The organism is Mesorhizobium loti CJ3sym (genome assembly GCF_000472785.1).
In the GTDB taxonomy this organism is placed as follows: domain Bacteria; phylum Pseudomonadota; class Alphaproteobacteria; order Rhizobiales; family Rhizobiaceae; genus Mesorhizobium; species Mesorhizobium loti_E.
Genome location: NZ_AXAL01000037.1, coordinates 25,942 through 48,011 on the forward strand (window position 1 = coordinate 25,942; position 22,070 = coordinate 48,011).

Below are 22,070 nucleotides of genomic sequence, written 5' to 3' on the forward strand. Positions count from 1 at the left end.
ACATCAGCAATATCTAATCTAGCCAATGGATGGATCGAAATCGCATCCCGCGCATTTAATGCCCGGCTCATTTCGAGCTGCTGGAGGACAAATCGTGAAGAAGACACTGATCATATTGAGCCTTCTGATTCCCGTTGCGGCGTGCTCACGCACGGAGCAGGGCGCTGCAGTCGGCGGTCTGGGCGGAGCGGCGATTGGAGCGGCTGTGGCCGGGAACCCCGTGCAAGGCGCCATCGTGGGCGGCGCAGCAGGGGCGATTGCTGGTGCGGTCATCGGGCATGCCAGCGAAGCCGGTAAATGCCGCTACCGGGATCGCCACGGAAATGTCTACGTTGCGAGCTGCCCTGACGGGTATTGAAGCATCGGGCCGCGTGATCTCGATATTGAGATCACGCGGTCGCCCGGAGCACCACGGCGCCTATCTCCGGAGTCCAAAAAAGCTCAATACTGCGAGGACAACGACGACGAGTCCAACAATATAGATAATGCTATTCATGAATCATTCTCCTCAGAATTTCAGCCCAGAGGATCCTGACCTCACGGGTTTGGCGTCGGACGAATTTCCGGACCGCGACAATGAACACTTAGCGCCTCCTAATGTTCCATCGGCCACGTCTCCTTTTTTGTGAGGCAGGCTTGGCGCCTTGGTTGAGAAAAGCCGGCTGCCGGTCTCTATGCCGGAGGCGGAACAGGCATATGAGCGATGACGACGACACGCTGACGCTTATCATTCGGAGACCGACCTGAATGCCGCACGAACCGTCGGATCACAATGCAAATGCGCGAAGAGCCGTAATGGTCGAAGTAGACGGGAGCAACTTTAGCTTCTCGATCTAAACTCCAAGCACGGCCTTCCCCGTTCGAACGTATAAGGGCAGCGCCGCTGCCGCCACTTGTTGTATCATGAGGAACGGGAGCACGAGCCGCTGGGCGGGAACTTGAAGCGAAGATTATAAAATTCCGACGAGAGAAATAGGAAAGCACTTATGCTTGCCTAGGCGCAGCCTCGTCGATCTGTTGGCCCGTCGCACCGAGCAGGCTTTGGCTATATTCCGTACGACATTGCAAGACAGACGATCGGTAAAAAGATGAGGTCAACCGCCATCCCTACAACGACGACTAAAGCGATGCGCTCTGTACGCCCGACAAGGTCGGCAATGGTGTCCTCATCGGAACCCGTATCCAAAACCAAGTCTGGTGGAATCGCTTGATCGTTGTTGTCATCTGCAGGCTGTTTATCGCCGACATGATCGTCCGTCGCTGACGTCTTCATCTATTTTTTCTCTCCAAAGAATGACGCTGCCGATGCGTGCGTCCAACGTGCGCGCTGCCGCATGGTTGCTCCATCAGTCTTCGGTCGGCCCCCTCTGCTTTGCAGCATGCCGAGCGACCCGGACCAGCGTCCGCATTTCCCGCAATGCGGAGACCCGAACCTATTTGAAATCCCGCGTTTTTACCTTGAGCTGATCGATGTGCAGATAGGGATCGATGATATCGCGCGGCCGCGGCCCTTTAGGCAGGCCGCGCGGGTCCGGCGTCGGGCTGCCGCGGTGGAACTCGTCACCGCGGCCGTGCGGCAGGGGGAAGGCAGCGTCGCGATCGCCAACGCTGGCCAGATTCGCTGAGAGATCGCTCAAACGATGAGCGACGAGATGGACCACGTCACCTTCGCGCTGGATGCGCCCATAGGCGCCGATCATGCCGGCGCCGAGCACGACCCTGCGATATTTCTCAAAGACCTTCACCCACACCACGAGGTTGGCGATCCCGGTCTCGTCTTCCAGCGTGATGAACATGACGCCCTTGGCCGAGCCGGGCCGTTGCCGCACCAATACGAGGCCGGCCGCTTCCAGCCATTGGCCATCGCTCGCCTGCATGGCCTCACGGCACGAGACGATGCGCTTGCGGCGCAAATCGGCCCGCAGGAAGGAAACAGGGTGATCGCGCAGGGTCAGCCCAACATGCCCGTAGTCTTCAACAACCTCGCTCCCTGATGTCATGGCACGCAGCGTAACGATGGGCTCGTGGATCTCTGGCACCGACCGATGTTCACGAGCGGAAGCGGCGGCAAACAGCGGCAGGGGTTCGTCGCGCAGCGCCTTGATCGCCCACAGCGCCTCACGCCGCGCCAGCGATAGGGATGGTTGGAATGCGTCAGCCTGAGCAAGCTCGACCAGCGAGGCAGCGGGAACACCAGCGCGATGCCAGAGGTCGTCGACCGTAGTAAAGGGCTGGTCGGCACGTGCGGTGATGATGGTCGCAGCGTCGGCATTGGCCAGACCATGGACCATGCGCAGGCCGAGGCGAACGGCGAAACGAGCCTCATCCGCAGTGGGCTCGAGCGTACAATCCCAGCGTGATGCGTTGACGCAGACCGGCCGCACCTCGACACCATGGTCACGCGCGTCGCGAACGATCTGCGCCGGCGCGTAGAACCCCATCGGCTGGGCGTTCAGGAGGGCAGCGCAAAAGACATCGGGGTGATGGCATTTCAGCCAGGAGGAGGCGTACGCGATCAGCGCGAAGCTTGCCGCATGGCTTTCGGGAAAGCCATAGCTGCCGAAGCCCTCCAGCTGCTTGAAGGTCTTTTCGGCGAATTCGCGCTCATAGCCGTTCTTCACCATGCCGCCGATCAGCTTGGCGCCGAAGCTGGAGACACCGCCTGTGTGTTTGAACGTCGCCATGGCGCGGCGCAGCTGGTCGGCCTCGCCTGGGGTGAAGCCGGCGCATTCTATCGCCACCCGCATCGCCTGCTCCTGGAACAGCGGCACGCCCAGCGTTTTTCCCAGCACCTTTTCGAGCTCGGGTTTGGGATAGACGACGTCTTCCTTGCCTTCGCGCCGGCGCAGATAGGGGTGCACCATGTCGCCCTGGATCGGTCCTGGTCGGACGATCGCCACCTCGATGACCAGATCATAGAAAGTGCGCGGCTTGATGCGCGGCAGCATCGACATCTGGGCGCGGGATTCAATCTGGAAAGTCCCCAGCGTGTCGGCCTTGCGGATCATCGCATAGGTGCGCGGATCTTCGGCCGGGATCGTTGCGAGATCGAGCGTGATACCCTTGTGCTCAGCCAGGAGATCGAAGCCGCGTTTCATGCACGACAGCATGCCCAGCGCCAGCACATCCACCTTCATGAACTTCAGCGCGTCGATGTCATCTTTGTCCCATTCGATCACATGGCGATCCTTCATGGCGGCCGGTTCGATCGGCACCAGGTCATCCAGCCTGTCGCGGGTCAGCACGAAGCCGCCCGGATGCTGCGAGAGGTGACGCGGCGCCCCTAGCAATTGCCTGGCCAGGTCGAGCGCCAGACGCAGGCGACGGTCGCCGAGATTGAGGTTCAGTTCCTCGGCGTGCTTGGGCTGGACGCCCTCGTCCGACCAGCCCCAGACCTGCGACGACAGCATCTTGATGAGATCTTCGGGCAGACCGAGCGCCTTGCCGACATCGCGCATGGCGCCCTTGGAGCGATACCGGATAACGGTCGAGCAAAGGGCAGCGTGCTCACGGCCATAAGTGTCGAAAACCCATTGCATGACGATTTCACGCCGCTCATGTTCAAAGTCGACATCGATGTCAGGCGGCTCGCGGCGCTCCTCCGAGACAAAGCGCTCAAAAAGCAGATCGTTGCGGTCGGGATCGATCGAGGTGATGCCCAGGACATAGCAGACGGCGCTGTTGGCGGCCGACCCCCTGCCCTGGCAGAGAATGTCCTGACTGCGCGCAAAGCGAACGATCGCATTGACCGTCAGAAAGTACGGCGCGTATTGCAGCTTCTCGATGAGCTGCAATTCATGCTTGAGCGTGCCAACGACCTTGTCCGGCACGCCCTCGCGAAAGCGCTCCGTCGCGCCTTCCCACGTGAGTTTCTCTAGGGCCTGCTGCGGTGTCAGACCTGGCAGCATCCGCTCCTCGGGATATTGATAGGCAAGTTCGTCCAGCGAAAACCGGCAGCGCTCGGCGATTTCAACCGTCCTAGCGATCGCCTCGGGATAGCGACCAAACAGGCGGGCCATTTCATCGGAGGGTTTCAGGTAGCGGTCGGCGTGCCGCTCGCGCCGAAACCCGGCATCGTCGATGGTGACATTGTGCCGGATGCAGGTGACAACGTCCTGCAGGATCCGCCGCGATGGTTCGTGGAAGAGGACATCGTTGGTGACGACCGTTGGCACGCCTGCCTGTCCGGCAAGGTTGGACAGATCGTGCAGCCGCAGCGCGTCATTGGGACGGCGCCGCAGCGTCAGCGCCACGTAAGCCCGATCGCCAAATGCCTCGCGGACCCGCCGCAGCCAGAGTGAGCATGTATCGTCTGCCTGGCCCGGCACGAACACCGCAACGACGCCCTCGCCATAGGCGACAAGGTCGGCCCAATGCAGCACGCATTTCGCCTTGCCGCCACGCTTCTTGCCCAGCGACAGCAAGCGGCAAAGTCGGGAGTAGGCCGCACGATCGGTCGGGTAGACCAGGATGGAAATCTCTTCTACCAGGTCCAGCCGGCAGCCGACGATCGGCCTGACACCGGTCGCCTTTGCTGCCTCGTGCGCTCGGACAATGCCAGCCAGGCTGTTGCGATCGCAGATGGCAAGTGCGGGCATGTCCATGATGGCGGCCTGCGCAAACAATTCCTCGCAGGAGCTGGCGCCGCGCAGGAAGGAAAAATGCGAGGTGCATTGCAACTCGACGTAAGGTGCAGTCATCCGAAGATGCCGTGCAGGAACCAGCGATGCGAACCGGTCGCGGCATCCTCGCCATCGCCGGCGCGATAGAGCCAGAACCGCTCGCCGGATTCATCCTCGACCTGGAAATAGTCACGCACGGCGGCAAGCTCGACGTCACGCTTCCACCACTCGCCAAAGACCCGCTCAGGACCATCGGCGCGCTTGACCCGTCGACGGATGCCTCTCCAGGTAAAGCTTGCCGGCGGATGATCCGGCAACAAGGCTATGGCCTCAATCCGCTCCGGCACGGCAAACAAACGGGCCGGGCGCGGCCAATGGTCCGGCCAAGCGTCGCCGGTCTCCATCGCAGCCGGCGCCACACGTCGAAACGATCGCTCCGGCACGTCGCTGGCCACTGGGGCAAAGCGATACAGCCTTTCCTCACCGACGCGATTGCCGAGTATGTCGATCAGGTCGGAGATCTCCGCGTCCGGTTGCTCGACAAGCGACGAAATGGTCTGCCTCGGTATCAATGGTTCGGCCAGCGCGACGGACAACCGCATCAGCTCGATGCCGAAGCCCGGATCGACCGTCTCGATCTTGTCGCAGAGCAGACGCGTCAGCCGCTTCACATCGCGGACCGGCAAGGCCGTGCCGACGCGAATGGCTTCCATCCTGTTGTCGACGCGGCAGAGCAGCAGGTCGAGCCGACGGGCGCCGAGGCCTTTGGTCTCCAGTTCGGCACACAGCGATTGCACGAGCTTGCCGACGTAACGCGCGATCGTCTCGGCCGCACCGATGGGTTCGCCAAAGGTCCGTTTTACCTCGAGCACATCGGCTGGCCGCACCGGTTCTATCGGTTCGGCAAGTCGTCCAGAAGCCTGGTCGAGACGGCGCCCGAGTTCCGGCCCGAAGCGCAGCGTCAGTGGCGCGCGCGGCTGCTTGAGAAGTTCGCCTACCGTGCCGAAGCCCAAAACCCGCAAACCGCTGACGATCGCATCGGGCAAACGCAGTGCCGCGACGGGTAGAGGAAGAACCGCATCACGGCTTGCGTTGACGGCGACCACGCCGACGCTCTGCCTGACGTAGCGCGCGACAGCGTGGGCGGCACCCCAGCTGTCGGCAACCGCTGCCCGCGCCGTGATGCCGGCCTCGCCGAGACGCTCGACCATATCGGCCAGCATCACCTTCTCGCCGCCGTGAAGGTGATCGGCGCCGGTGGTATCGATGACCAGTCCGTCGGGAGGATCCACGGCAACGATCGGCGCGTAGCGGCGCAATGCCCATAGCGCCAGCCGCTCCAATGCCTCCGTGTCGGCCTCGGGCTCGGCGTCCATAACCGCCAGCCCCTTTACCAGGGCCTGCGCCTGCGTCGCCGGCATTCCGATGCGCAAGCCGAATTCCAGTGCCGCGCGATCGGCCGCGGTCACAAGGCGGCGGTTGCCTTGCCGCCCGACCAGCACCAACGGCTTATCCGGTGGCGGCGAGACGTCGCCCAATTTCCTTCTGAGCCGGTCGGTCGACCAGCTTGGAAGGAAGAGCGAGACGACCCTTGGCATCACAAGCCTCCACTTCGATATCGAGCGTTTCCCCTCCACGAGACCGGATCAGTTCAAGTTGCCATCGCGCCCGGCCAACGCCTGGCACAGGCAGCGGCCGCGACGGCAGCACAGAAATCCGCCAGCGCGAGACCGAAGCCGTTGGCTGCCCGAAATCGGCAGCCTCGGTCTGGCGGCGCCAGCGACGGATGGCGATGCCCATCGCGCCGGAGCCTTCCGATGCAAGCTGCAAGCGTCGCGAAGCGGTCATCGACAGACGGGCAACCTCGGCAACCACGGCCCCCAATCCCGCGTGCCGCAGACCTTCCTCGAAGCAGCCAAGCAAGGATTTGTCGTCACCGGCTTCGACATAGATCACCCGGTCGGGGTGCAGTCCGACATGGGCAATTGCGGGTGCAAACAGATCCTGGCGTGTCACGCACCACAGGACCTTGCCTTGCGTTCTGGCCGCAATACCCGCCGCAAAGAGCGACGCGGCGGCGCCGTCGATTGCACCATTGCCACCACCGGCAACCTCATGGAGAGCGCCAAGCGCCACACCGCCCCCGGGCAGGTGGCTGTCGATAGAGGCAATACCGAAAGGGAGCACCACTCGTTCGCGCGCATTGCCGCCCTCGAGACGCGCAATGCGATCTCGGAGATCGGAAATAGCAGCGTTTGGCGTCGATGCACTCATCTGTCCCCTGAACGCGAAATGCTGATAGCATGTTCCTCATTTGTTCTCTTTCTAATAAAGAGTCAATGGCATGCCGAGGTGGCGCTGCGGAAGACATGTCTGTCGCGCGGCAGCCCTGGTGGCATCGATGGGTTCATTTTGCCGACGGACGAAACGGTCGAAGGCTACGATAGCGTGCCGGCGACTGCCGGCGCCGAAATGAAAAACGGCGCATAAACCGCAGTCCAGCGCGCGTCCGCAATGCGGACATTGCCGCGCGCGGGATGGAGGAAATTCGCCCCCGCCGCGGGCGGTTAACAGGACAGCCGTAGGAGCGTCAGCATAGCGCCGGCGGCAGGACGGGACGCGGACCGACTGTCCCCGTCCGCAGCGGTCCATATGGTTGATGGATCGCCACCGTGCGACGGGTGAAGGTTCCGCGATCGCGCCATTTCATACATTTTAGATATCCCTAAATTGCCATTGGCGGCAACCCCAACTGCCGCCAAGGCCAGCGCGGGCATTCAGGCATTTGTCTTCACCGGCATACCGCGCTGGCCACGGCTCAAAGCCTTGGACGGCATCTGGCCCCTCGAAAAGTGACCAGACGAATGGATACCCGCCATCAGCCGGCCTGGCCGTCATTCAAGATGGTATGACAATTTGATCTACCGCAGCCGCGGCCAGCCGCTTGTTGGAACACAACGCCTTCATGGACATTGCTTGGAAACAGGAGATGTCCATGCCGAAATTCCGCTTCGAGACCACCGAGTTCGACCAGACCACCATCTCGCAGGAGGCGTTGGCGAGCCCGGATTTAGCCAGCGCGCGAGCAATCGAAAAGGCTCACGAGGCGCTGCTTGCGGGCGCGCCCACCGGTCTCGATCAATCCGGGTCCGTCACGAGGGTCTATGATGAGACAGGCTATCTGGTCGCCACTGTCAATTTTTCAGACGTGATGCTCGACAGTTCCCAACAGCCGGCGATCAGCGATCTCCCCACCGAAGAGCCGGGCGTCATGCGATCAGGCTAAAGGCATTCGGCGCCGTTCGATTCAGCATCACGTTCAAGACGAAGTTCGACTTTCAACGAGCGTCCAATGCCGATGGTCACCGGAATCGTCTCTGCCTTGCTGATTCTCTTTGTGGTCCTGTTTTTGACCCACGCCGAGCGTGATCTCAAAAGCTCCCCGACGTTTTATCGCATAAGACGCCGGCTCTCCATTCTGCCTGGGCGTCCAGACATTTTCGCCGATCGCGGAGGTTCCTATGATGGGGATCAGCGGCGGTTCCACGTTCGTCGTTAAAGGACGAGATTTCAGTTCCTTGATCTCTTCATCGCGCCGCGCGATACGGCTCTCCAGGTTGGCGATACGCTCGGCTAAAAAATAGCGTCCCACCATGAAACCGCTGCTGCCAAAAAGCACGGCAGACGAAGCAAACACCATGGGATTGGCCAGCACCACCACAGAGTTGGTCTGGAAGAAATCGATGAGGTCTTGCATCGCTTCAGCCCCTCAATGTGTAGCAACTCGCCCATTTCCAGCCCGACCAGCCATATGCCCCGGTAGGCGAACAGCTTCGTTCGATCAACTGGACAAAACATCTGCGCCTAACTAATCCGTGGCTTTGGAGCGGAGGCCTCCAACACACACCAACATCGCACTAAGCTGGGCCGACCCCCCGAACCATCCCAAAATAGGAATATCTCCCTAAACCGTCAAGGCTTATTGATTTAACGGTTTTTATTTTATTCACTATTGGCAATGGTCACTGGAGGCGAACAATGGAACTTCGCTTGAACATTGAAGGTGCAACGCCGGAAGAACTGGCACGCGGTGTTGCGGCAGCGCTGGCCGGCATTACGGCTTTGCAAGGCGCGAAGGCCCTGTTCGCGTTAGAAGGGTGCGATATAAGAGGCTTTCCGCAAGACGATCAGCCAACTGAGGACGAGGACCAGGCTACGCCAGGAAAACCGCTCCGAGATCGATTGCCAGCTCGACCAGCGAATTACCAACATTCTTGAGTTTCGGACCTGGTTGGTTTCGCCCAAGTCGGCAAACCCACGATATCGCGCGGCCTCTTTCAGAATGAGGTGTACGATGATCCGTTAGAGTTCGACGGCAAGGGAGGAACAAGTGCCAATTGGAGAAGCGGTGGAGTACCTGCATAAGTTGCGCAGGGAGGCGATCCATGCGGAAGCGGGCAACGTGAAAGGCATTACGCGTCATTTGCAGATGAACATTGGGAAGTCGCGCGACCTTTTGGAAACCAGCCAGGCAACGGATGTAGCTCTGGCTCACCTGCTGGAGACAGGCAACGCGCTCATTCGGGAGCTCGCGCCTATTTCAAAACAGACCGCTGCGCTGAGGAAAGACAAGATTTCTGGCTTAAGGCACGCCTTTGAAACGGCGTTAAACATGGCCATCGAGGAAGTCAGGAAGGCGAAGCCAAAAGCCTAGACTGAGCACGACCTTTGAACCGCTCAAGGGGTGGGTCGCCTCTCGGTTTGTCATCCTCCGCCTTGACCCGGGCATCCATTCCGTGACGGTCGCCGACGAACGCGGCCTTACCAAAATTCTGATGTTGCGGAGCAGGTGGTGGAGTTTTGCGACCTCGATGCGCCTGAAATCTGGGAGCGGGCGCCGAACCGGCGGTCCGGATTCCCAGGTTGAGCGGCAGGAGCGGCGGGGCTCACGCGTCTACGCCAACACCATCAACTCGGCCGCCAATCGCCTCGCCACCGGGCTCGAAAGCCTGATCATTCCTCAGTCGGAAAAATGGCATGGTCTGTCGGCGGCGGCGATGAATCACGAGGAGACCGACGAAGAAAAGGAATGGGCGGAGGCGCTGAGGGTCGTGCCAGCATTCCTAACCCTGGTTGCGCCCCTCGTCCCCCTGCCGGGATCTTCTCCCCGCGAACGGGGAGAAGCGGCTAACGATCAATAATTGCCGTTGTAATACCGGTCGTCGCAAGGCGCGGTGTAGATGCGGCCGCTGCGCTCCTGGTAGCGGCACATCTGTTCGCCACGCGGCTGCGGCGTGGTCGAACTGCCGACAACCGCGCCCAGCAGGGCGCCGGCACCGGCGCCGATGAGCGTGCTTTGGGTGTTGCCGCCGATCGCCTGGCCAACAAGGGCGCCGCCGGCGCCGCCGATCAGCGCTCCTGTTCCGGCTCTCTGCTGGCTCTCGGTCTGCGCGCAGCCGGCAAGTGCCGCTGTCATCAGCACGGCGGCTATGGCTTTTTGAAAGCTCATGTAAGGTCTCCCTTAAAGGTCTGAAATCCCATCGATCGTCCCGTGCGGTCGCAATGCGGCGGAACGGGGGGCGCAAATCGTCACGATATAAGACATGGTTTCTCGGGCGTTGATGGGAGCGCGCTTCTTGGCGAGCACAGATTTCCCGGCGTTTGAACCTTGGTCGAAGAAGGCCCCATTCCTGAGAAAGCAGTGGGCTAGCTTGGGGAGCTCTGTCTGAGGAGAACAGTTCACCACTACAATCCTCGCGTGGTGCCGCGGTTCCACCGGTCGAAGACTTATGAATGGGTGGCCCAAAAAACAAGAAAGCCCTCTGGCGTGAGCCAGCGAGCTGTCCAGTAGACGTCAGGTGTTGTTGACGGGCGGCGCCGACGGCCCGGCAACCACCCGGGAGAGGCGATCCCTCTTGGTCAAAACCGGCTTTTCATATGTTTTATTCATGGAGTTGTCCTCGTTTCCTCAGGTGAACTGCGCCGGGAGATCTTGTCCGGTAAAAAAGCCCGCTGCCGGAGAGGTCATGGCAGCGGGCCAGGGTGCTGGGATCAGCCAGCGAAGTTCAACTTGCGACGGAGAGGTTGGTTGCCGGCCCAGTTTTATTACACACCCGGAATCTAGGCTAGCTCAAGTCGCAATACCGGTACAAAACTTAGAACCGCGGCCAACGTGGTGGGGGTTCTCCACTTGCAACAACTGGGTCGCGAAAGCGCGCGAATGCATAGCGCCCCAGCATAGGCTGAAGATTCAATGTGCTTGAGACAAGCTCTCAATCCGTGGCGTCCAAGCCGATTGCACTCTAGCGATCAAGCACGTGAGAGACGGTTGAACGCTGACGCCCGGCAGTCAATGGCCGCAGACCTCATCTCCCGTTCACGGCTCGACTAATCGCGGCATAGCAGGGTGCCACAAACGAGTTTCTTTGTTTTGCTCGGGAACGTCGCGTCGAGCGGGAAATTGGTTCGTCACAATGCAGGAGAATCCGGATGCAACTCATAGAAACGACGGTCCATCGCAACACCGTTGTGAACGTGGTCGAATTTGTTGGTGAAGGCGGCGAAGCAATCAGTGTTTCTCTTTCTGCCAACGGAAAAGAAGACGCAGAGCTGATCGAGACTGCTAAGCAGATGATGGCCCAGCTCATCGCATTCGATCGGCAAGATACCGGCAGGGGCGAGGAAAGCGCCGAGCTCTACACGTTTGAATATCAGGACAGGGGCGTCGTCCGGGTCATGCTGGGCATCTCGCTTCCCGACTTGCATGCCGTTCAACAGGAAGTGCGGCGGTCAGCCGAAGATCTGTGGAGGGATGCGCTCGACAACGCCGTCGCCCCGGTTGGCTGGGCGGTCAGGGCTCGTAACTCCAGCGGTGATATCGTTGCGACTTGTTCCTACGACGAAGTTCAACTGCACGACGCGTAACCGAAAGACCTTCGCCCGGAATGACACTCCGGGTGACGTCCAACCGATGCCTCCAATTCGGGCGATAACACTGAATGAGAAGGAATAGACGAATGGCTACCAACAAAACACCCAAGGGTCTCGACGGCCTGTTCCACGATACCCTCAAAGACATCTACTTCGCCGAGAAGAAGATCCTCGCCACACTGCCGAAGATGGCAATGGCAGCCCACAGCCCGGACCTGAAGGCCGCTTTCGAGAAGCATCACACGGAGACGCAGGAGCATGTCGCGCGCCTCGAAGAGGTGTTCGAGGTCATCGGCAAAAAGCCGGCCGCCAAGACCTGTGCCGCCATCATGGGCATCACCGAGGAGGGCGCCGAGATCATGGAGGAGTACAAAGACAGCCCTGCCCTGGACGCTGGCCTTCTGGCCGCCGCGCAGGCGGTCGAGCACTACGAGATTTCACGCTACGGAACCATGCGGACCTGGGCGTCGGAACTTGGTTTGACCGAGGCGGTTCAGCTTCTGGACCTGACGCTTGCGGAAGAGAAGAAGACCGACGTGGCTCTGACCAAGCTGGCTGAATCGGCCGTGAACGTGGCTGCGGAAGCGGCTGAATAGTCGCTATTGGCAATCGAGCCCTGGTGGTCACACCAGGGCTCGCCTCACGCCACACATTATGAATCGCCCTTGGATGGGAATGCGCAAGGAATTAGAGCTATGGGCTTTTTTGGGAAGTACTTCTCCGGCATCGGTCGGAAAGAACCGGCCGACAAGCAGCAAAGTGGTGACATGCGAAAGGCTACCGGCGCAGGCCCTGCCATCGCCGTCCACTCAAAGGATGCAAAAACCTCTGCTGCTACGGGTCAGAACCCGGCGGCCGCAAAGAAGAAATCAGCCAACTGAAACCTGGGTTGCTACGCAACTTTGGACAAGTCGCAGCTGGCCACCCCATAACGCCAGCGGTGGTTCGTGGCTGCGCGGCGAGACTGGTAGAAAAGCAGTAATTGGCCGCCTTCGATCATCACCGTCGAATGGCCGTTTTCACCCGGCCCGTCCGGGTCGAGCACGGGCCCCACGGTTCGATATGGCCCTTCGACCCGGTCCGCAACCGCGAAAAAGACACGCTGCCGGCTGCCGCGAGGACCATCGGGAAGAAAACAGGTCGCATTCAACAGGATGCGGCCGTCCGGCAGTTCAACGAGCTGCGCCCCTTCGATCCCCCATTCATAGTCCGGATGCTGGCGCGAGTTGTGGTGAGGCAGATCGGCATGATCGAGGATCTTGCCCACACGTTTCCATGGTCCAAACCATGAGTCCGATTGGCTGCGTGCAAGATAAATGTCGGCCTGCGGCACCCTCGTGAATTTTGGCATGCCCGAATAGGCGATGTACCGCTGTCCGCCGATGATCGCGGGGTGCGGATCGTAGATCCCATCTTCATCCGTGTCGGGCAGCGCCACAAGCGCCGCCTTCAAAACCACCCAATGGAACCCGTCGTCCGAAACGACGTGCTCACAGCGGCCGCCTGATTTCATGAACTCTGTCTGGATGAACATGTGAAAGACGCCGCCATCATAAATCACCCCGGGTGCAGCCACACCTGACCCTCCCACGGGCAGGACAATTGCGTCGTGCTCCGTCCACGGTCCAAAGAGATCAGCCGCGGTGGCGTGCAGGATGCTCCAGGTTTCGCTGGTGACTGTGCCGCTTGATCCGAACATGTGCCAGAGCTGCCCATCGAACACAGGGCATGGATCCTTCACATCATCAACGGACTTGGGGTCAAACAGCGGGAAAACGTTCGTTTCGAACTTGATCGACATCGCTTCACTCAATCAAAGGTCGGACAAAAATTCGCGGGCCAGTCCTGCGAGGCACCGAATCGTTTCACCGATCATTAGCTTTGTAGCACTGCGGATGAACACCCGCTTAACGTCGCCAGCCGCTCCCGGGAGGGCGGTCAAGCGAACCGCCTGCGCCCGTTTCTGCTCAATCAGCGCCGGGGACAATTGTGTGCTGGCGAATGATTGGCTCTTCGCGGAACGAGTCAGGCACACGCAAGTTAGCCCGATAGCAAATAATCACATCTCAATGCTGGGATTAACATTTGTTGTACACCCCTATCCGGGATCTAACTCAAAGGATTGTTTAATGGAAAGCGTGATGAGCCAGTCCAATCAGAGGCGCCCGATAGAAGAACCTTCGACGCTTTTGTGTTTCTCCCACCTGCGATGGGAGTTCGTCTACCAACGCCCCCAACACATTCTAACGCTGGCGTCGCGGTCGAAGCAGGTTATCTATTTTGAAGAGCCGGTTTTCGGAGACGTCCAGCAAGCCTTCATGCGCATAAACGACGTCTCACCGTCCATCAAGGTCATCACGCCCGTACTCACGATTGGAACTGGTGCAGCCGATGCCGATCAAACGCAACGCAGGTTCCTCGACCTTCTCGTTGCCTCGACGCCGCAAAACCTGTTGACCACCTGGTACTACACGCCGATGGCATTGCGGTTCAGCGACCACATTCTTTGCGATGTGTGCGTCTACGACTGCATGGACGAGCTTTCCGCCTTCAAGAACGCGCCGGCCGAACTGGTGGAGATGGAAAGGCGGTTGTTGGAACGCGCTGATGTCGTATTCACCGGGGGACAAAGCCTCTATGAGGCCAAAAAAGCTATGCATGGGTCGATGTTCCCGTTCCCCAGCAGCATCGATTTCACACACTTTCACCAAGCCAGGGGGCTAGGGCACGACCCGGCCGACCAGCAATTGATACCCCACCCCAGAGTGGGCTATTTCGGCGTCATCGATGAGCGGCTGGATGTATCCCTGGTGGCACGCATGGCGCGCAGCATGCCGGACGTCCATTTCGTCATGATCGGGCCAGTGGTCAAGATCGATCCCGCCGGTCTTCCCCAGGCTGACAACCTTCATTGGCTGGGCGCAAAGAGCTACGCGGAGCTTCCGTCCTACCTCAGGCACTGGGACGCCGGATGGATGCCGTTCGCGCTCAATGCCGCCACACGCTACATCAGTCCGACCAAGACGCCGGAATTCCTGGCCGCCGGCGTTCCTCTTGTTTCAACCGCGATCGTCGACGTCGTACGCACCTATGGAGCGGAGGGCCTCGTCGACATCATCGACGCCGAGGATGCCGAGGCCAAGCTTCGAGCACTTCTGGTTCACCCCCGCGACAGTCTGCTCAAGGCAGTAGACGCCTATCTCGTGGACATGTCCTGGGAAAACACCTGGACCGCCATGGCGGGCCATATCCAGCGCGTGCGGTCGACCAAAAATGTCGTGCAGTTCCGGCGGAGTGCGTAAACATGTTCGACTGGCTGATTGTCGGTGCCGGCTTTGCCGGCAGCGTGCTCGCGGAACGCATCGCTTCACAGCGCAATGAAAGTGTCCTGCTCATTGACAGGCGCAGCCACATAGGCGGCAACGCCTATGACTGCTACAACGAAGCCGGAATCCTGATCCATCGGTATGGGCCGCACATCTTTCACACCAACGCTCAATCGATCGTTGAATATCTCTCACAGTTCACCGCGTGGCGCGACTATGAGCACCGGGTGCTCTCATAGGTGGACGGCCAGTTGCTGCCGATCCCCATCAACCTCGACACGATCAACAAGCTTTACGGCCTCGATCTGACATCCGAAGAGCTGGAGCGGTTCTTCGCCTCTCGCCGCGAAACGGTGGATGAGATCCGCACCGCCGAGGATGTGGTGGTCAGCACCGTCGGCCGCGAGCTCTATGAAAAATTCTTTCGCGGTTACACCCGCAAGCAGTGGGGGGTCGATCCGTCGCTGCTGAACAAATCCGTAACCGCACGCGTCCCAACCCGCACGGATCGCGATGATCGTTATTTCGGCGACAGCTTTCAGAAGATGCCGGCTGGCGGCTACACAAGGATGTTCCAGCGCATGCTCGACAATCCAAACATCAAGATCATGCTGCAGACAGATTACCGGGACATCCAGGCCAGCATACCGTTCCGCCGCATGATCTACACCGGGCCGGTCGACGAGTATTTCGAATGGTCCCTTGGCCGCCTGCCCTACCGATCACTGCGGTTCGAGCACGTGACGCTTGATTGCGAGCAGTTCCAGCCGGTAGCCGTCGTCAACTACCCGCAGACGGAAGACTATACCCGCATCACGGAATACAAACACCTCACTGGTCAGCAGAGCCTGCGGACCAGCCTCACTTACGAGTATCCGACCGATGTGGGCGACCCCTATTATCCCGTGCCGCGGGCCGAAAACGAAGCGCTCTACAAGCGCTACGAAGCACTGGCCTCAGACGTTCCAGATGTCTGGTTTGTCGGGCGACTGGCTACCTATCGCTACTACAACATGGACCAGGTCGTGGGTCAGGCATTGGCAACGTTTGCCCGCATGCAGAAGAGCTTGCCGGTCGCCGCTTCGATTGAGAACGAGGCCGCCGAATGAACGACGCGCTAGAGATGTGGGGCGGCGTGGAATGTAGCCATGTCCGCATTCACACGACGGTGCGCGACCAGTTGGAAGAGACCGGTCACCTGAATCGGATCGGCGATCTTGATTTGATTGCAGGACTCGGCATCCAAACGCTTCGATATCCCGTGCTTTGGGAAACGGTCGAACGCTCAGCTGGCGCTTGCGACTGGACCTGGACGGATGCTCGTTTGCAGCGCATCAAAGAATTGGGAATTCGACCGATTGCCGGCCTGATGCATCATGGCAGCGGGCCGTCATGGTCCCAGATCCTCGATCCTGATTTCCCGGCGCTGTTCGCGCGGTATGCGGGGTTGGTCGCGCAACGCTATCCCTGGATCGAGCTCTACACACCCATCAACGAGCCGCTGACAACGGCCCGCATCAGCGGTCTTTACGGATTGTGGTATCCACACGGCGCCGACGAGGCGACCTGTCTTCGACTGACAGTAGCGCAATGTCGGGCGACAGCGGTGGCGATGAAGGCAATTCGCGCGCACGTTCCGTCAGCCCATTTGGTGCAGACGGAAGACGTCGGACGGGCCTTTGCGACCGAGCGCCTCGCCTATCAGGCGGATCATGAAAACGAACGCCGCTGGTTGGCACTGGATCTTCTCGCAGGGCGCGTCGACACCCGACACCCATTTCACGATCGGTTACTGGGTGCAGGGATTGCCAAGGTGCATCTCGCAGAGTTGCAGGCTGAGCCCTGCCCGCCGGATATCATCGGTGTTGACTACTACCTCACCAGCGACCGGATGCTCGACGAGCGGATCGACCGCTACCCGAATGAAAAGGCCGGTGGGAACGGCATAGACACCTACATCGATAGCGCTGCCGCACGGTCCATGGACCAACGCGATTCAGGCCTGTTCGACAGGATCAACGAAGTCTGGAACCGCTATCACCTGCCGATCGTCGTTACAGAATTGCATAATGGTTCGACGCGCGACGAGCAGGTGCGCTGGCTGGTCGAAGGCTGGCGGTCCGCGCAAGCAGCCAGAGACGATGGTGTCGACGTGCGCGCCGTCACGGCATGGTCGTTGTTCGGCGCTGTCGACTGGAACTCAATGCTGTCGGCACAAGATGGGTATTACGAAAGCGGAGCGTATGACACACGGGCCGGAATACCCCGGCCAACGGCGGTTGCGCATGCGATCGCAGATCTGGTCAGGACCGGGCGCGTCGATCATCCTATGTTGGATCGTCCAGGCTGGTGGCGGGATGATCGCGTTCTTTGCGAGCGCGGGAGGCATCTGCTGCTGTTGGGATTCGGACGTATGATCTCGGCAATGCAGGAGTGTTGTGCCAGCCGCCGGTTGGCGACCCGTTCGGCACCGCCGCATGCAAATCGGCCGTCCGCGATCGACGATCAAGCTTGGGCGACAATTCGAGTTGCTCCATCAGATCGTGGAGGCTCGTCAGCGACCATCCTCTGCCGGTTTCCGGATGGTGGTGATTTGCAGCTGCGGTATGCCCAGCGGTGTCCCGCTGTCGAGGTGGCGAATGCAGTTCTTGATCTGGTCATTGATGGTCAGCGCGGTGCATTTGAAATCTTGCGAACCCGGCCAGGCAATCAATACGAAGTGGCTCCGCTGCCCGAGGCAAACCGCTCCAACGTTTGGTATGGTTTCGAGGAAACCAGCGACGTAGCGTAGGGCAAACATTCAACATTCCCTCATGGCGCACAGCACCGCCACACCACGGTTTGCGCTTCGGTCAATGCCGCATCGGCGGCCGATGGAATTTTCGCCATGAACCGGTACTCTCAGCCCCGTGGCTTCTGCATTGCGTACCGTCGACAATGCTCGAGATAGGCAAGCTCGTGAACGGAGAGCAGCTCGACCACGCTCGACCAGAGCCAGGATGGCGCATTCAAATCTCCATGACGTGCTCTCAAAAGCTCGGCTCGCCACGTATTCCAGGTCGAGGCCTGCATTTGGCGGCCATGCGCGATCCCCAGCACACCGCCGAGATAACGCGCGATAGGCTCCGTCTCAAAAGCCGTGAGCTGCTCGATCTCGATCTTAAGATCTTGTGGCATGACTTCGCGGACAAAGACGGATCTCCCCAACAGGCTCGACGACACCATTCGATCGCCGAGATGTTGCGACAAGGCCCTCGCGCCTGCCACCACGCGATCGCCATGACGGCGAGGCATAGTCGCCCGTCGCCGCGACGGCGCGGCCGCAGCCGAGGCTTCCTTGATTTCCACCAATGCCGCCTGATGTCGCTTGCCACGCAAAAGCACGGCATAGCCCTGACTCGATAATTCCAATTCGTGACATTTCGACTCTCGGTAAAGTGGACTTTGATCGCCGGGTTCAGAACCAGCATCTGGTCAGCAAATTCACCATGACGGCGAAGTTCGTCCATCCTCGGCAACGTACGGAAACGACCTTCCATTTGTCGTTATTGGCGATATCGCTTTATTGCAAATCGTCAGGAACAAAGACCGCGGGCGCAGATTAGGTCCACAGCACATGTGTGCATGGAAAGGACCATCCCTATGAGAACCCGCCTATTACTAGCCTCACTCGCCGCAGCCACAGCCATGACTTTTGCCCTGCCTGCACTCGCCGCCGACAGCGCGCAGGACTTCGTCAACAAGGCCGCAGCCGGCGGCATGTTCGAGGTCGATTCGAGCAAGGTCGCCGAAGCCAAGGTGCAGGATCAGAGCATCAAGGATTTCGCTCACAAGATGATCGACGATCATGGCGCTGCCAACGCCAAGCTGGTGATGATCGCGGGCGAGCAGAAGCTGACGGTTCCCAAGGAATTGGACGCCAAGCACAAGGGCGATGTCGACAGCTTGCAGAACGGCAAGGATCCGATCGACGCGCCCTACGTCCAGATGCAGCGCGATGCCCATTCCGAGGCGGTCAAGTTGTTTGAAAGCTATGCCAAGGACGGCGACAATGCGCGGTTGAAGACGTTCGCGCAAGAGACCCTGCCGATACTCAAGATGCATCAGGAAATGGTCGAGAAGATCGCTTCCACAACGAATGACCAGTCGGCCACCACGACCTCGACCACACCTGCCGTGGCCACCACCGACAGCACGACCCCGTCGGCTCCCGTCCCCGGCGCCAACAGCTTCACCGAGGACCAGGCCAAGAGCCGCATTCAGGACGCGGGCTTCGCCGATGTGTCGAAGCTGACCAAGGACGACCAGGGCATCTGGCGCGGTCAGGCAACCAAGGCCGGAAAGACCATTTCGGTCGCTCTGGATTATCAGGGCAACGTTGTTGCCGGCACCAACTAATCAACCGCGATCAAGGAGATTACACATGAAAACCGTAACCGGACTATTCGACAATTATAACGACGCTTCCGATGCCGTTGGCGAACTGGAAGCCTCTGGTATTCCGCATTCCGACATCAGCATTGTCGCCAACAACGCCGATAACAGGCACGACGTTGACAGCTCCAAGGTTGCGGAAGATGCCGCTGGTGGCGCCGGTCTCGGTGCCGTCGTCGGCGGAGCCGGTGGGCTGCTGACTGGACTTGGCCTGATGGCCATCCCCGGCGTCGGCCCCGTCGTGGCTGCCGGGTGGCTAGCAGCCACCGCGGTCGGCGCCGTGGGTGGTGCCGTGGTCGGCGGCGCCGCTGGCGGCATCGTCGGCGCGCTTACCGAGTCCGGTGTGTCTGAAACCGATGCACACGTCTACGCGGAGGGTGTGCGCCGCGGCGGAACGCTTGTCACGGCAAAGGTCGACGACCAGCTGGTGCCGGAGGCCGAAAGGATCCTTGGCCGGACCACCTCCGTGAACCTGGAACAGCGGCGCGGCGAATACGAGGCTGACGGCTGGACGGGCTTTGACGCCGACGCGGAGGATTACCGCCCGAACCAAACGGACCGCGATGGCCCTCGGTATGTGAACCGGGTCTGATCGACAGGGGCCTCGCTGCGACAGGCAGCGGGGTCCTCTCCCGAGGAGTTCGAGTTCACCGGTTAGCGCATCAAGCCGGCTGCGCGGAGTGCATCTTCAATCACCTTGCCAATGCCTGTCGCAGAGGCGCGTGAGCCATCAGGATGCGATTGTTCCGCAGCTTCGCCACGTACTGGCCTCGACTTTTCCTGCGAAACATATGTGCGCAAAGCGGTGTCTGAAGCGGGATGGGCAAAGGCGGGCTCAGACTTCGCCCGATTCTCAGCATCCCGGCTTATTAGATCCCAAAAGGCCGCAATGCGGCGTGTCGACGATATTCCGGCGTCGAGCATGAACGGCGCGGCATGCCCCAGGGCGTCATCACCGACGGTCTTCACAGGGATGCCATGGCCCATGCCGGCAATGGTGTATTTCTCGATCACCGCATGGCCATCGGCGTCGCGCCAGACCTGCCGCGTTTGGCCATCGATGGTCTCTTTTCGAGCCGGGCTTGCTGCGATGCGATGAACGCCCTGCCATTGGGCAACAAGGGCGTCCGCATTTTCAGGCGCCACCGTATGGTCGGCCGTGCCTTGCCAGATCGAAATCTTCGGCCAAGGCCCCTTGCGCAGCGACGCCTGCGCCAGGCGTCGCTGGAGTTCCGGCTCGGAGGGGCCGCCATGGCCACGCATGCGATCGAAGGCTTCCGGGATTGTCGATGCGCTGCCATAGGCAAGACCGGCAATGACCGCGCCGCCGGCGAACACCTCTGGATATGTTGCCAACATTACTGCTGCCATGGCGCCACCGGCGGAAAGGCCGGTGACGAAAACGCGCCGTCGGTCCAGGCCATGTTTTGTGACCATGGCTTCGATCATCTGGCGAATGGAGAGCGCCTCACCGCGATCGCGGGTGACATCCTCGGGCACGAACCAGTTGAAGCAAAGGTTGGCATTGTTGGTGCGCCGCTGTTCCGGCAGCAATACCGCAAATCCTTCCTCTTCTGCCAGACGCGACCAGCCAGACCCGTGATCATAACCGGCCGCCGTCTGCGTGCAGCCGTGCAGGACGACCACCAGCGCTGCTCCGCGCGGCAAGTTTTCAGGAACAAAGAAGCGTGCCCGCAAGGCGCCTGGATTGGACCCGAACGCGGCGAGGTCGGACAGGCTGTCGAGATGGCCCGGTTGGGAAAATGCCGGTCGGCTCCGCAGGGCCGAAAGACGAGCGATCGTATCTGAGATGTTGCGCAAATCGAGATCCTAGACCGCCGGAATGGCGGAAGCCTGAGCACAATGCACTGGAAGCAAAATCGTTGCTGCACTGCACAATAACAAGCTTACCCAAGGTCACTGATCGCAAAGCTACAAGGACGAGCATCGATACGTGATAGGCTGGTTCTTTGCCCAGCCGCATGGACATCCGATGGTATCAACACCTATCCAATCGAGATTGCGTAAAGCCACGGCCGGAAATCATCCCGCTGTCGGATCGAGCGAGCCTGCCCCCTTGGTCGCCTCGCATGCACCATCTGGAGGCTGACCTGCAACCCTTGGGTTGCCTTTGCCGACACCCTTGCCTCTGAAGTGTGATTTCAGCCGACCCATGATGCATGGCCTCTTGTACGTCGTGGAAGGCTCGCAGCTTTCCGAATAGTGCTTCCGGGCTGGGCTTTATTCCAGGTTTGCGACCCAACCATGGAACGGTCTCCGAATGCGCAAGTTGTCGCGCAGACGGAGAGCTGACAATGATCATCGACGCCCATCTTCACACGTCCGGGAGGGAAAAGTCCCGGGAGGTTTTGCAAGCCCTCGATGATGCCGGCGTGGATATTGCATTTCTTTTAGCGCCGTTTCTGACTGATCCATATTCGCTCGACGACCGGAACTCCCTGAAGGAGGGAAACAAGTATCTGTCGCGGCTCATCGAGGGTCATTCCGATCGGTTGCTGGGGTTCGCTGTCGTGAACCCGCTTCACCCCCAGGCCGCCGAGGATCTTGAAGAAGCCGCCGGGCTGCCGGGGATTCGTGGCCTGAAGATGGTGCCAACCGGCTGGTTCCCGTACGACGACTGTGCCCATCGCGTGTACGAGGTTGCGGCGCGCTTCGACCTGCCAGTGCTCTTTCACAGCGGCATCTTCATCGACGGAAGGTCCGGTAGATTTTGCCGGCCGGCCTTCTACGAAGCTAT

General features: G+C 60.1%; 22 protein-coding genes and 1 pseudogene. 14 read left to right on the forward strand and 9 right to left on the reverse strand.

Annotated elements, in window-relative coordinates:
* The first annotated feature begins 94 nt into the window (after window positions 1-94).
* On the forward strand, window positions 95-358 hold the full coding sequence (locus A3A9_RS45960) for a YMGG-like glycine zipper-containing protein (RefSeq protein WP_027062420.1): 264 nt from the start codon (window positions 95-97) through the stop codon (window positions 356-358).
* A gap of 687 nt (window positions 359-1,045) precedes the next feature.
* On the opposite strand, the gene A3A9_RS40090 is transcribed toward A3A9_RS45960, so the two are convergent.
* The 4 genes from A3A9_RS40090 to A3A9_RS0133095 all read right to left on the reverse strand — a co-directional run bounded on the left by A3A9_RS40090 (window position 1,046) and on the right by A3A9_RS0133095 (window position 6,896).
* Window positions 1,046-1,273 (reverse strand): hypothetical protein, encoded by a 228-nt coding sequence (locus tag A3A9_RS40090; protein WP_033838975.1) that lies wholly within the window; start codon window positions 1,271-1,273, stop codon window positions 1,046-1,048.
* Between the two features lie 160 nt (window positions 1,274-1,433).
* A complete protein-coding gene (locus tag A3A9_RS0133085; protein ID WP_027062421.1) occupies window positions 1,434-4,700 on the reverse strand; it encodes an error-prone DNA polymerase in 3,267 nt (1,088 codons plus the stop codon).
* Entirely contained in the window at window positions 4,697-6,220 is a 1,524-nt protein-coding gene (locus A3A9_RS0133090; protein WP_027062422.1) for a DUF6504 family protein, read from the reverse strand. Before A3A9_RS0133090 ends, A3A9_RS0133085 begins: the two co-directional genes overlap by 4 nt.
* Window positions 6,132-6,896, reverse strand: coding sequence for an ImuA family protein (locus A3A9_RS0133095; RefSeq protein WP_027062423.1), 765 nt, complete (start codon window positions 6,894-6,896; stop codon window positions 6,132-6,134). The genes A3A9_RS0133090 and A3A9_RS0133095 overlap by 89 nt, the downstream gene beginning before the upstream one ends.
* Window positions 6,897-7,617: 721 nt before the next feature.
* Here A3A9_RS0133095 and A3A9_RS0133110 point away from each other — a divergent pair.
* A complete protein-coding gene (locus A3A9_RS0133110) occupies window positions 7,618-7,908 on the forward strand; it encodes a hypothetical protein (RefSeq protein WP_027062424.1) in 291 nt (96 codons plus the stop codon).
* Window positions 7,909-7,941: 33 nt separating this feature from the next.
* Here the strand turns inward: A3A9_RS0133110 and A3A9_RS40095 are convergent, their stop codons facing one another.
* Window positions 7,942-8,379, reverse strand: coding sequence for a hypothetical protein (locus A3A9_RS40095; RefSeq protein WP_063827816.1), 438 nt, complete (start codon window positions 8,377-8,379; stop codon window positions 7,942-7,944).
* Between the two features lie 281 nt (window positions 8,380-8,660).
* On the opposite strand from A3A9_RS40095, the gene A3A9_RS45440 reads away from it, so the two are divergent.
* From A3A9_RS45440 to A3A9_RS0133125, 3 genes are all read left to right on the forward strand, one after another.
* Window positions 8,661-8,900 (forward strand): hypothetical protein, encoded by a 240-nt coding sequence (locus A3A9_RS45440; RefSeq protein ID WP_082222334.1) that lies wholly within the window; start codon window positions 8,661-8,663, stop codon window positions 8,898-8,900.
* 130 nt (window positions 8,901-9,030) lie between these two features.
* The gene (locus A3A9_RS0133120; RefSeq protein WP_033838977.1) at window positions 9,031-9,336 is read left to right on the forward strand and encodes a hypothetical protein; all 306 of its coding nucleotides are present in this window, start codon (window positions 9,031-9,033) and stop codon (window positions 9,334-9,336) included.
* 82 nt (window positions 9,337-9,418) lie between these two features.
* A complete protein-coding gene (locus tag A3A9_RS0133125) occupies window positions 9,419-9,823 on the forward strand; it encodes a portal protein (protein ID WP_033838978.1) in 405 nt (134 codons plus the stop codon).
* Here the strand turns inward: A3A9_RS0133125 and A3A9_RS0133130 are convergent.
* Window positions 9,817-10,131, reverse strand: coding sequence for a YMGG-like glycine zipper-containing protein (locus tag A3A9_RS0133130; RefSeq protein ID WP_027062427.1), 315 nt, complete (start codon window positions 10,129-10,131; stop codon window positions 9,817-9,819). The genes A3A9_RS0133125 and A3A9_RS0133130 overlap by 7 nt on opposite strands.
* A 980-nt stretch (window positions 10,132-11,111) precedes the next feature.
* Between A3A9_RS0133130 and A3A9_RS0133135 the strand changes: the two genes are divergently transcribed.
* The 3 genes from A3A9_RS0133135 to A3A9_RS0133145 all read left to right on the forward strand — a co-directional run bounded on the left by A3A9_RS0133135 (window position 11,112) and on the right by A3A9_RS0133145 (window position 12,433).
* Window positions 11,112-11,546 (forward strand): DUF6894 family protein, encoded by a 435-nt coding sequence (locus A3A9_RS0133135; RefSeq protein ID WP_027062428.1) that lies wholly within the window; start codon window positions 11,112-11,114, stop codon window positions 11,544-11,546.
* 92 nt (window positions 11,547-11,638) lie between these two features.
* Window positions 11,639-12,148 (forward strand): ferritin-like domain-containing protein, encoded by a 510-nt coding sequence (locus A3A9_RS0133140; RefSeq protein ID WP_027062429.1) that lies wholly within the window; start codon window positions 11,639-11,641, stop codon window positions 12,146-12,148.
* A gap of 99 nt (window positions 12,149-12,247) precedes the next feature.
* On the forward strand, window positions 12,248-12,433 hold the full coding sequence (locus A3A9_RS0133145; RefSeq protein WP_027062430.1) for a hypothetical protein: 186 nt from the start codon (window positions 12,248-12,250) through the stop codon (window positions 12,431-12,433).
* Window positions 12,434-12,444: 11 nt separating this feature from the next.
* Here the strand turns inward: A3A9_RS0133145 and A3A9_RS0133150 are convergent, their stop codons facing one another.
* Window positions 12,445-13,353, reverse strand: coding sequence for a hypothetical protein (locus A3A9_RS0133150; RefSeq protein WP_027062431.1), 909 nt, complete (start codon window positions 13,351-13,353; stop codon window positions 12,445-12,447).
* A gap of 328 nt (window positions 13,354-13,681) precedes the next feature.
* Here A3A9_RS0133150 and A3A9_RS0133160 point away from each other — a divergent pair, with 328 nt between their 5' ends.
* The 3 genes and pseudogenes from A3A9_RS0133160 to A3A9_RS40105 all read left to right on the forward strand — a co-directional run bounded on the left by A3A9_RS0133160 (window position 13,682) and on the right by A3A9_RS40105 (window position 17,669).
* Window positions 13,682-14,854: a glycosyltransferase gene (locus tag A3A9_RS0133160; RefSeq protein ID WP_027062433.1), complete on the forward strand. Its 1,173-nt coding sequence runs from the start codon at window positions 13,682-13,684 to the stop codon at window positions 14,852-14,854.
* Window positions 14,855-14,856: 2 nt separating this feature from the next.
* Window positions 14,857-15,987 (forward strand): annotated as a pseudogene (gene glf, locus A3A9_RS41450) (UDP-galactopyranose mutase).
* Window positions 15,984-17,669: a family 1 glycosylhydrolase gene (locus A3A9_RS40105; protein WP_063827817.1), complete on the forward strand. Its 1,686-nt coding sequence runs from the start codon at window positions 15,984-15,986 to the stop codon at window positions 17,667-17,669. Before glf ends, A3A9_RS40105 begins: the two are co-directional and overlap by 4 nt.
* 110 nt (window positions 17,670-17,779) lie before the next feature.
* Here A3A9_RS40105 and A3A9_RS43260 read toward each other — a convergent pair whose 3' ends face one another.
* Window positions 17,780-18,289 (reverse strand): DUF2252 family protein, encoded by a 510-nt coding sequence (locus A3A9_RS43260; protein ID WP_082222335.1) that lies wholly within the window; start codon window positions 18,287-18,289, stop codon window positions 17,780-17,782.
* 231 nt (window positions 18,290-18,520) lie between these two features.
* Here A3A9_RS43260 and A3A9_RS0133180 point away from each other — a divergent pair, with 231 nt between their 5' ends.
* Both A3A9_RS0133180 and A3A9_RS0133185 read left to right on the forward strand, forming a co-directional pair.
* Window positions 18,521-19,276: a DUF4142 domain-containing protein gene (locus A3A9_RS0133180; RefSeq protein WP_027062434.1), complete on the forward strand. Its 756-nt coding sequence runs from the start codon at window positions 18,521-18,523 to the stop codon at window positions 19,274-19,276.
* Window positions 19,277-19,301: 25 nt separating this feature from the next.
* Window positions 19,302-19,904, forward strand: a complete 603-nt coding sequence (locus A3A9_RS0133185; RefSeq protein ID WP_027062435.1) for a general stress protein — start codon at window positions 19,302-19,304, stop codon at window positions 19,902-19,904.
* 62 nt (window positions 19,905-19,966) lie between these two features.
* On the opposite strand, the gene A3A9_RS0133190 is transcribed toward A3A9_RS0133185, so the two are convergent.
* Window positions 19,967-21,133, reverse strand: coding sequence for an extracellular catalytic domain type 1 short-chain-length polyhydroxyalkanoate depolymerase (locus tag A3A9_RS0133190; protein ID WP_027062436.1), 1,167 nt, complete (start codon window positions 21,131-21,133; stop codon window positions 19,967-19,969).
* 494 nt (window positions 21,134-21,627) lie between these two features.
* On the opposite strand from A3A9_RS0133190, the gene A3A9_RS0133195 reads away from it, so the two are divergent.
* Window positions 21,628-22,070, forward strand: a 443-nt coding sequence (locus tag A3A9_RS0133195) for an amidohydrolase family protein (RefSeq protein ID WP_027062437.1), incomplete at its 3' end; no start/stop codon positions are given.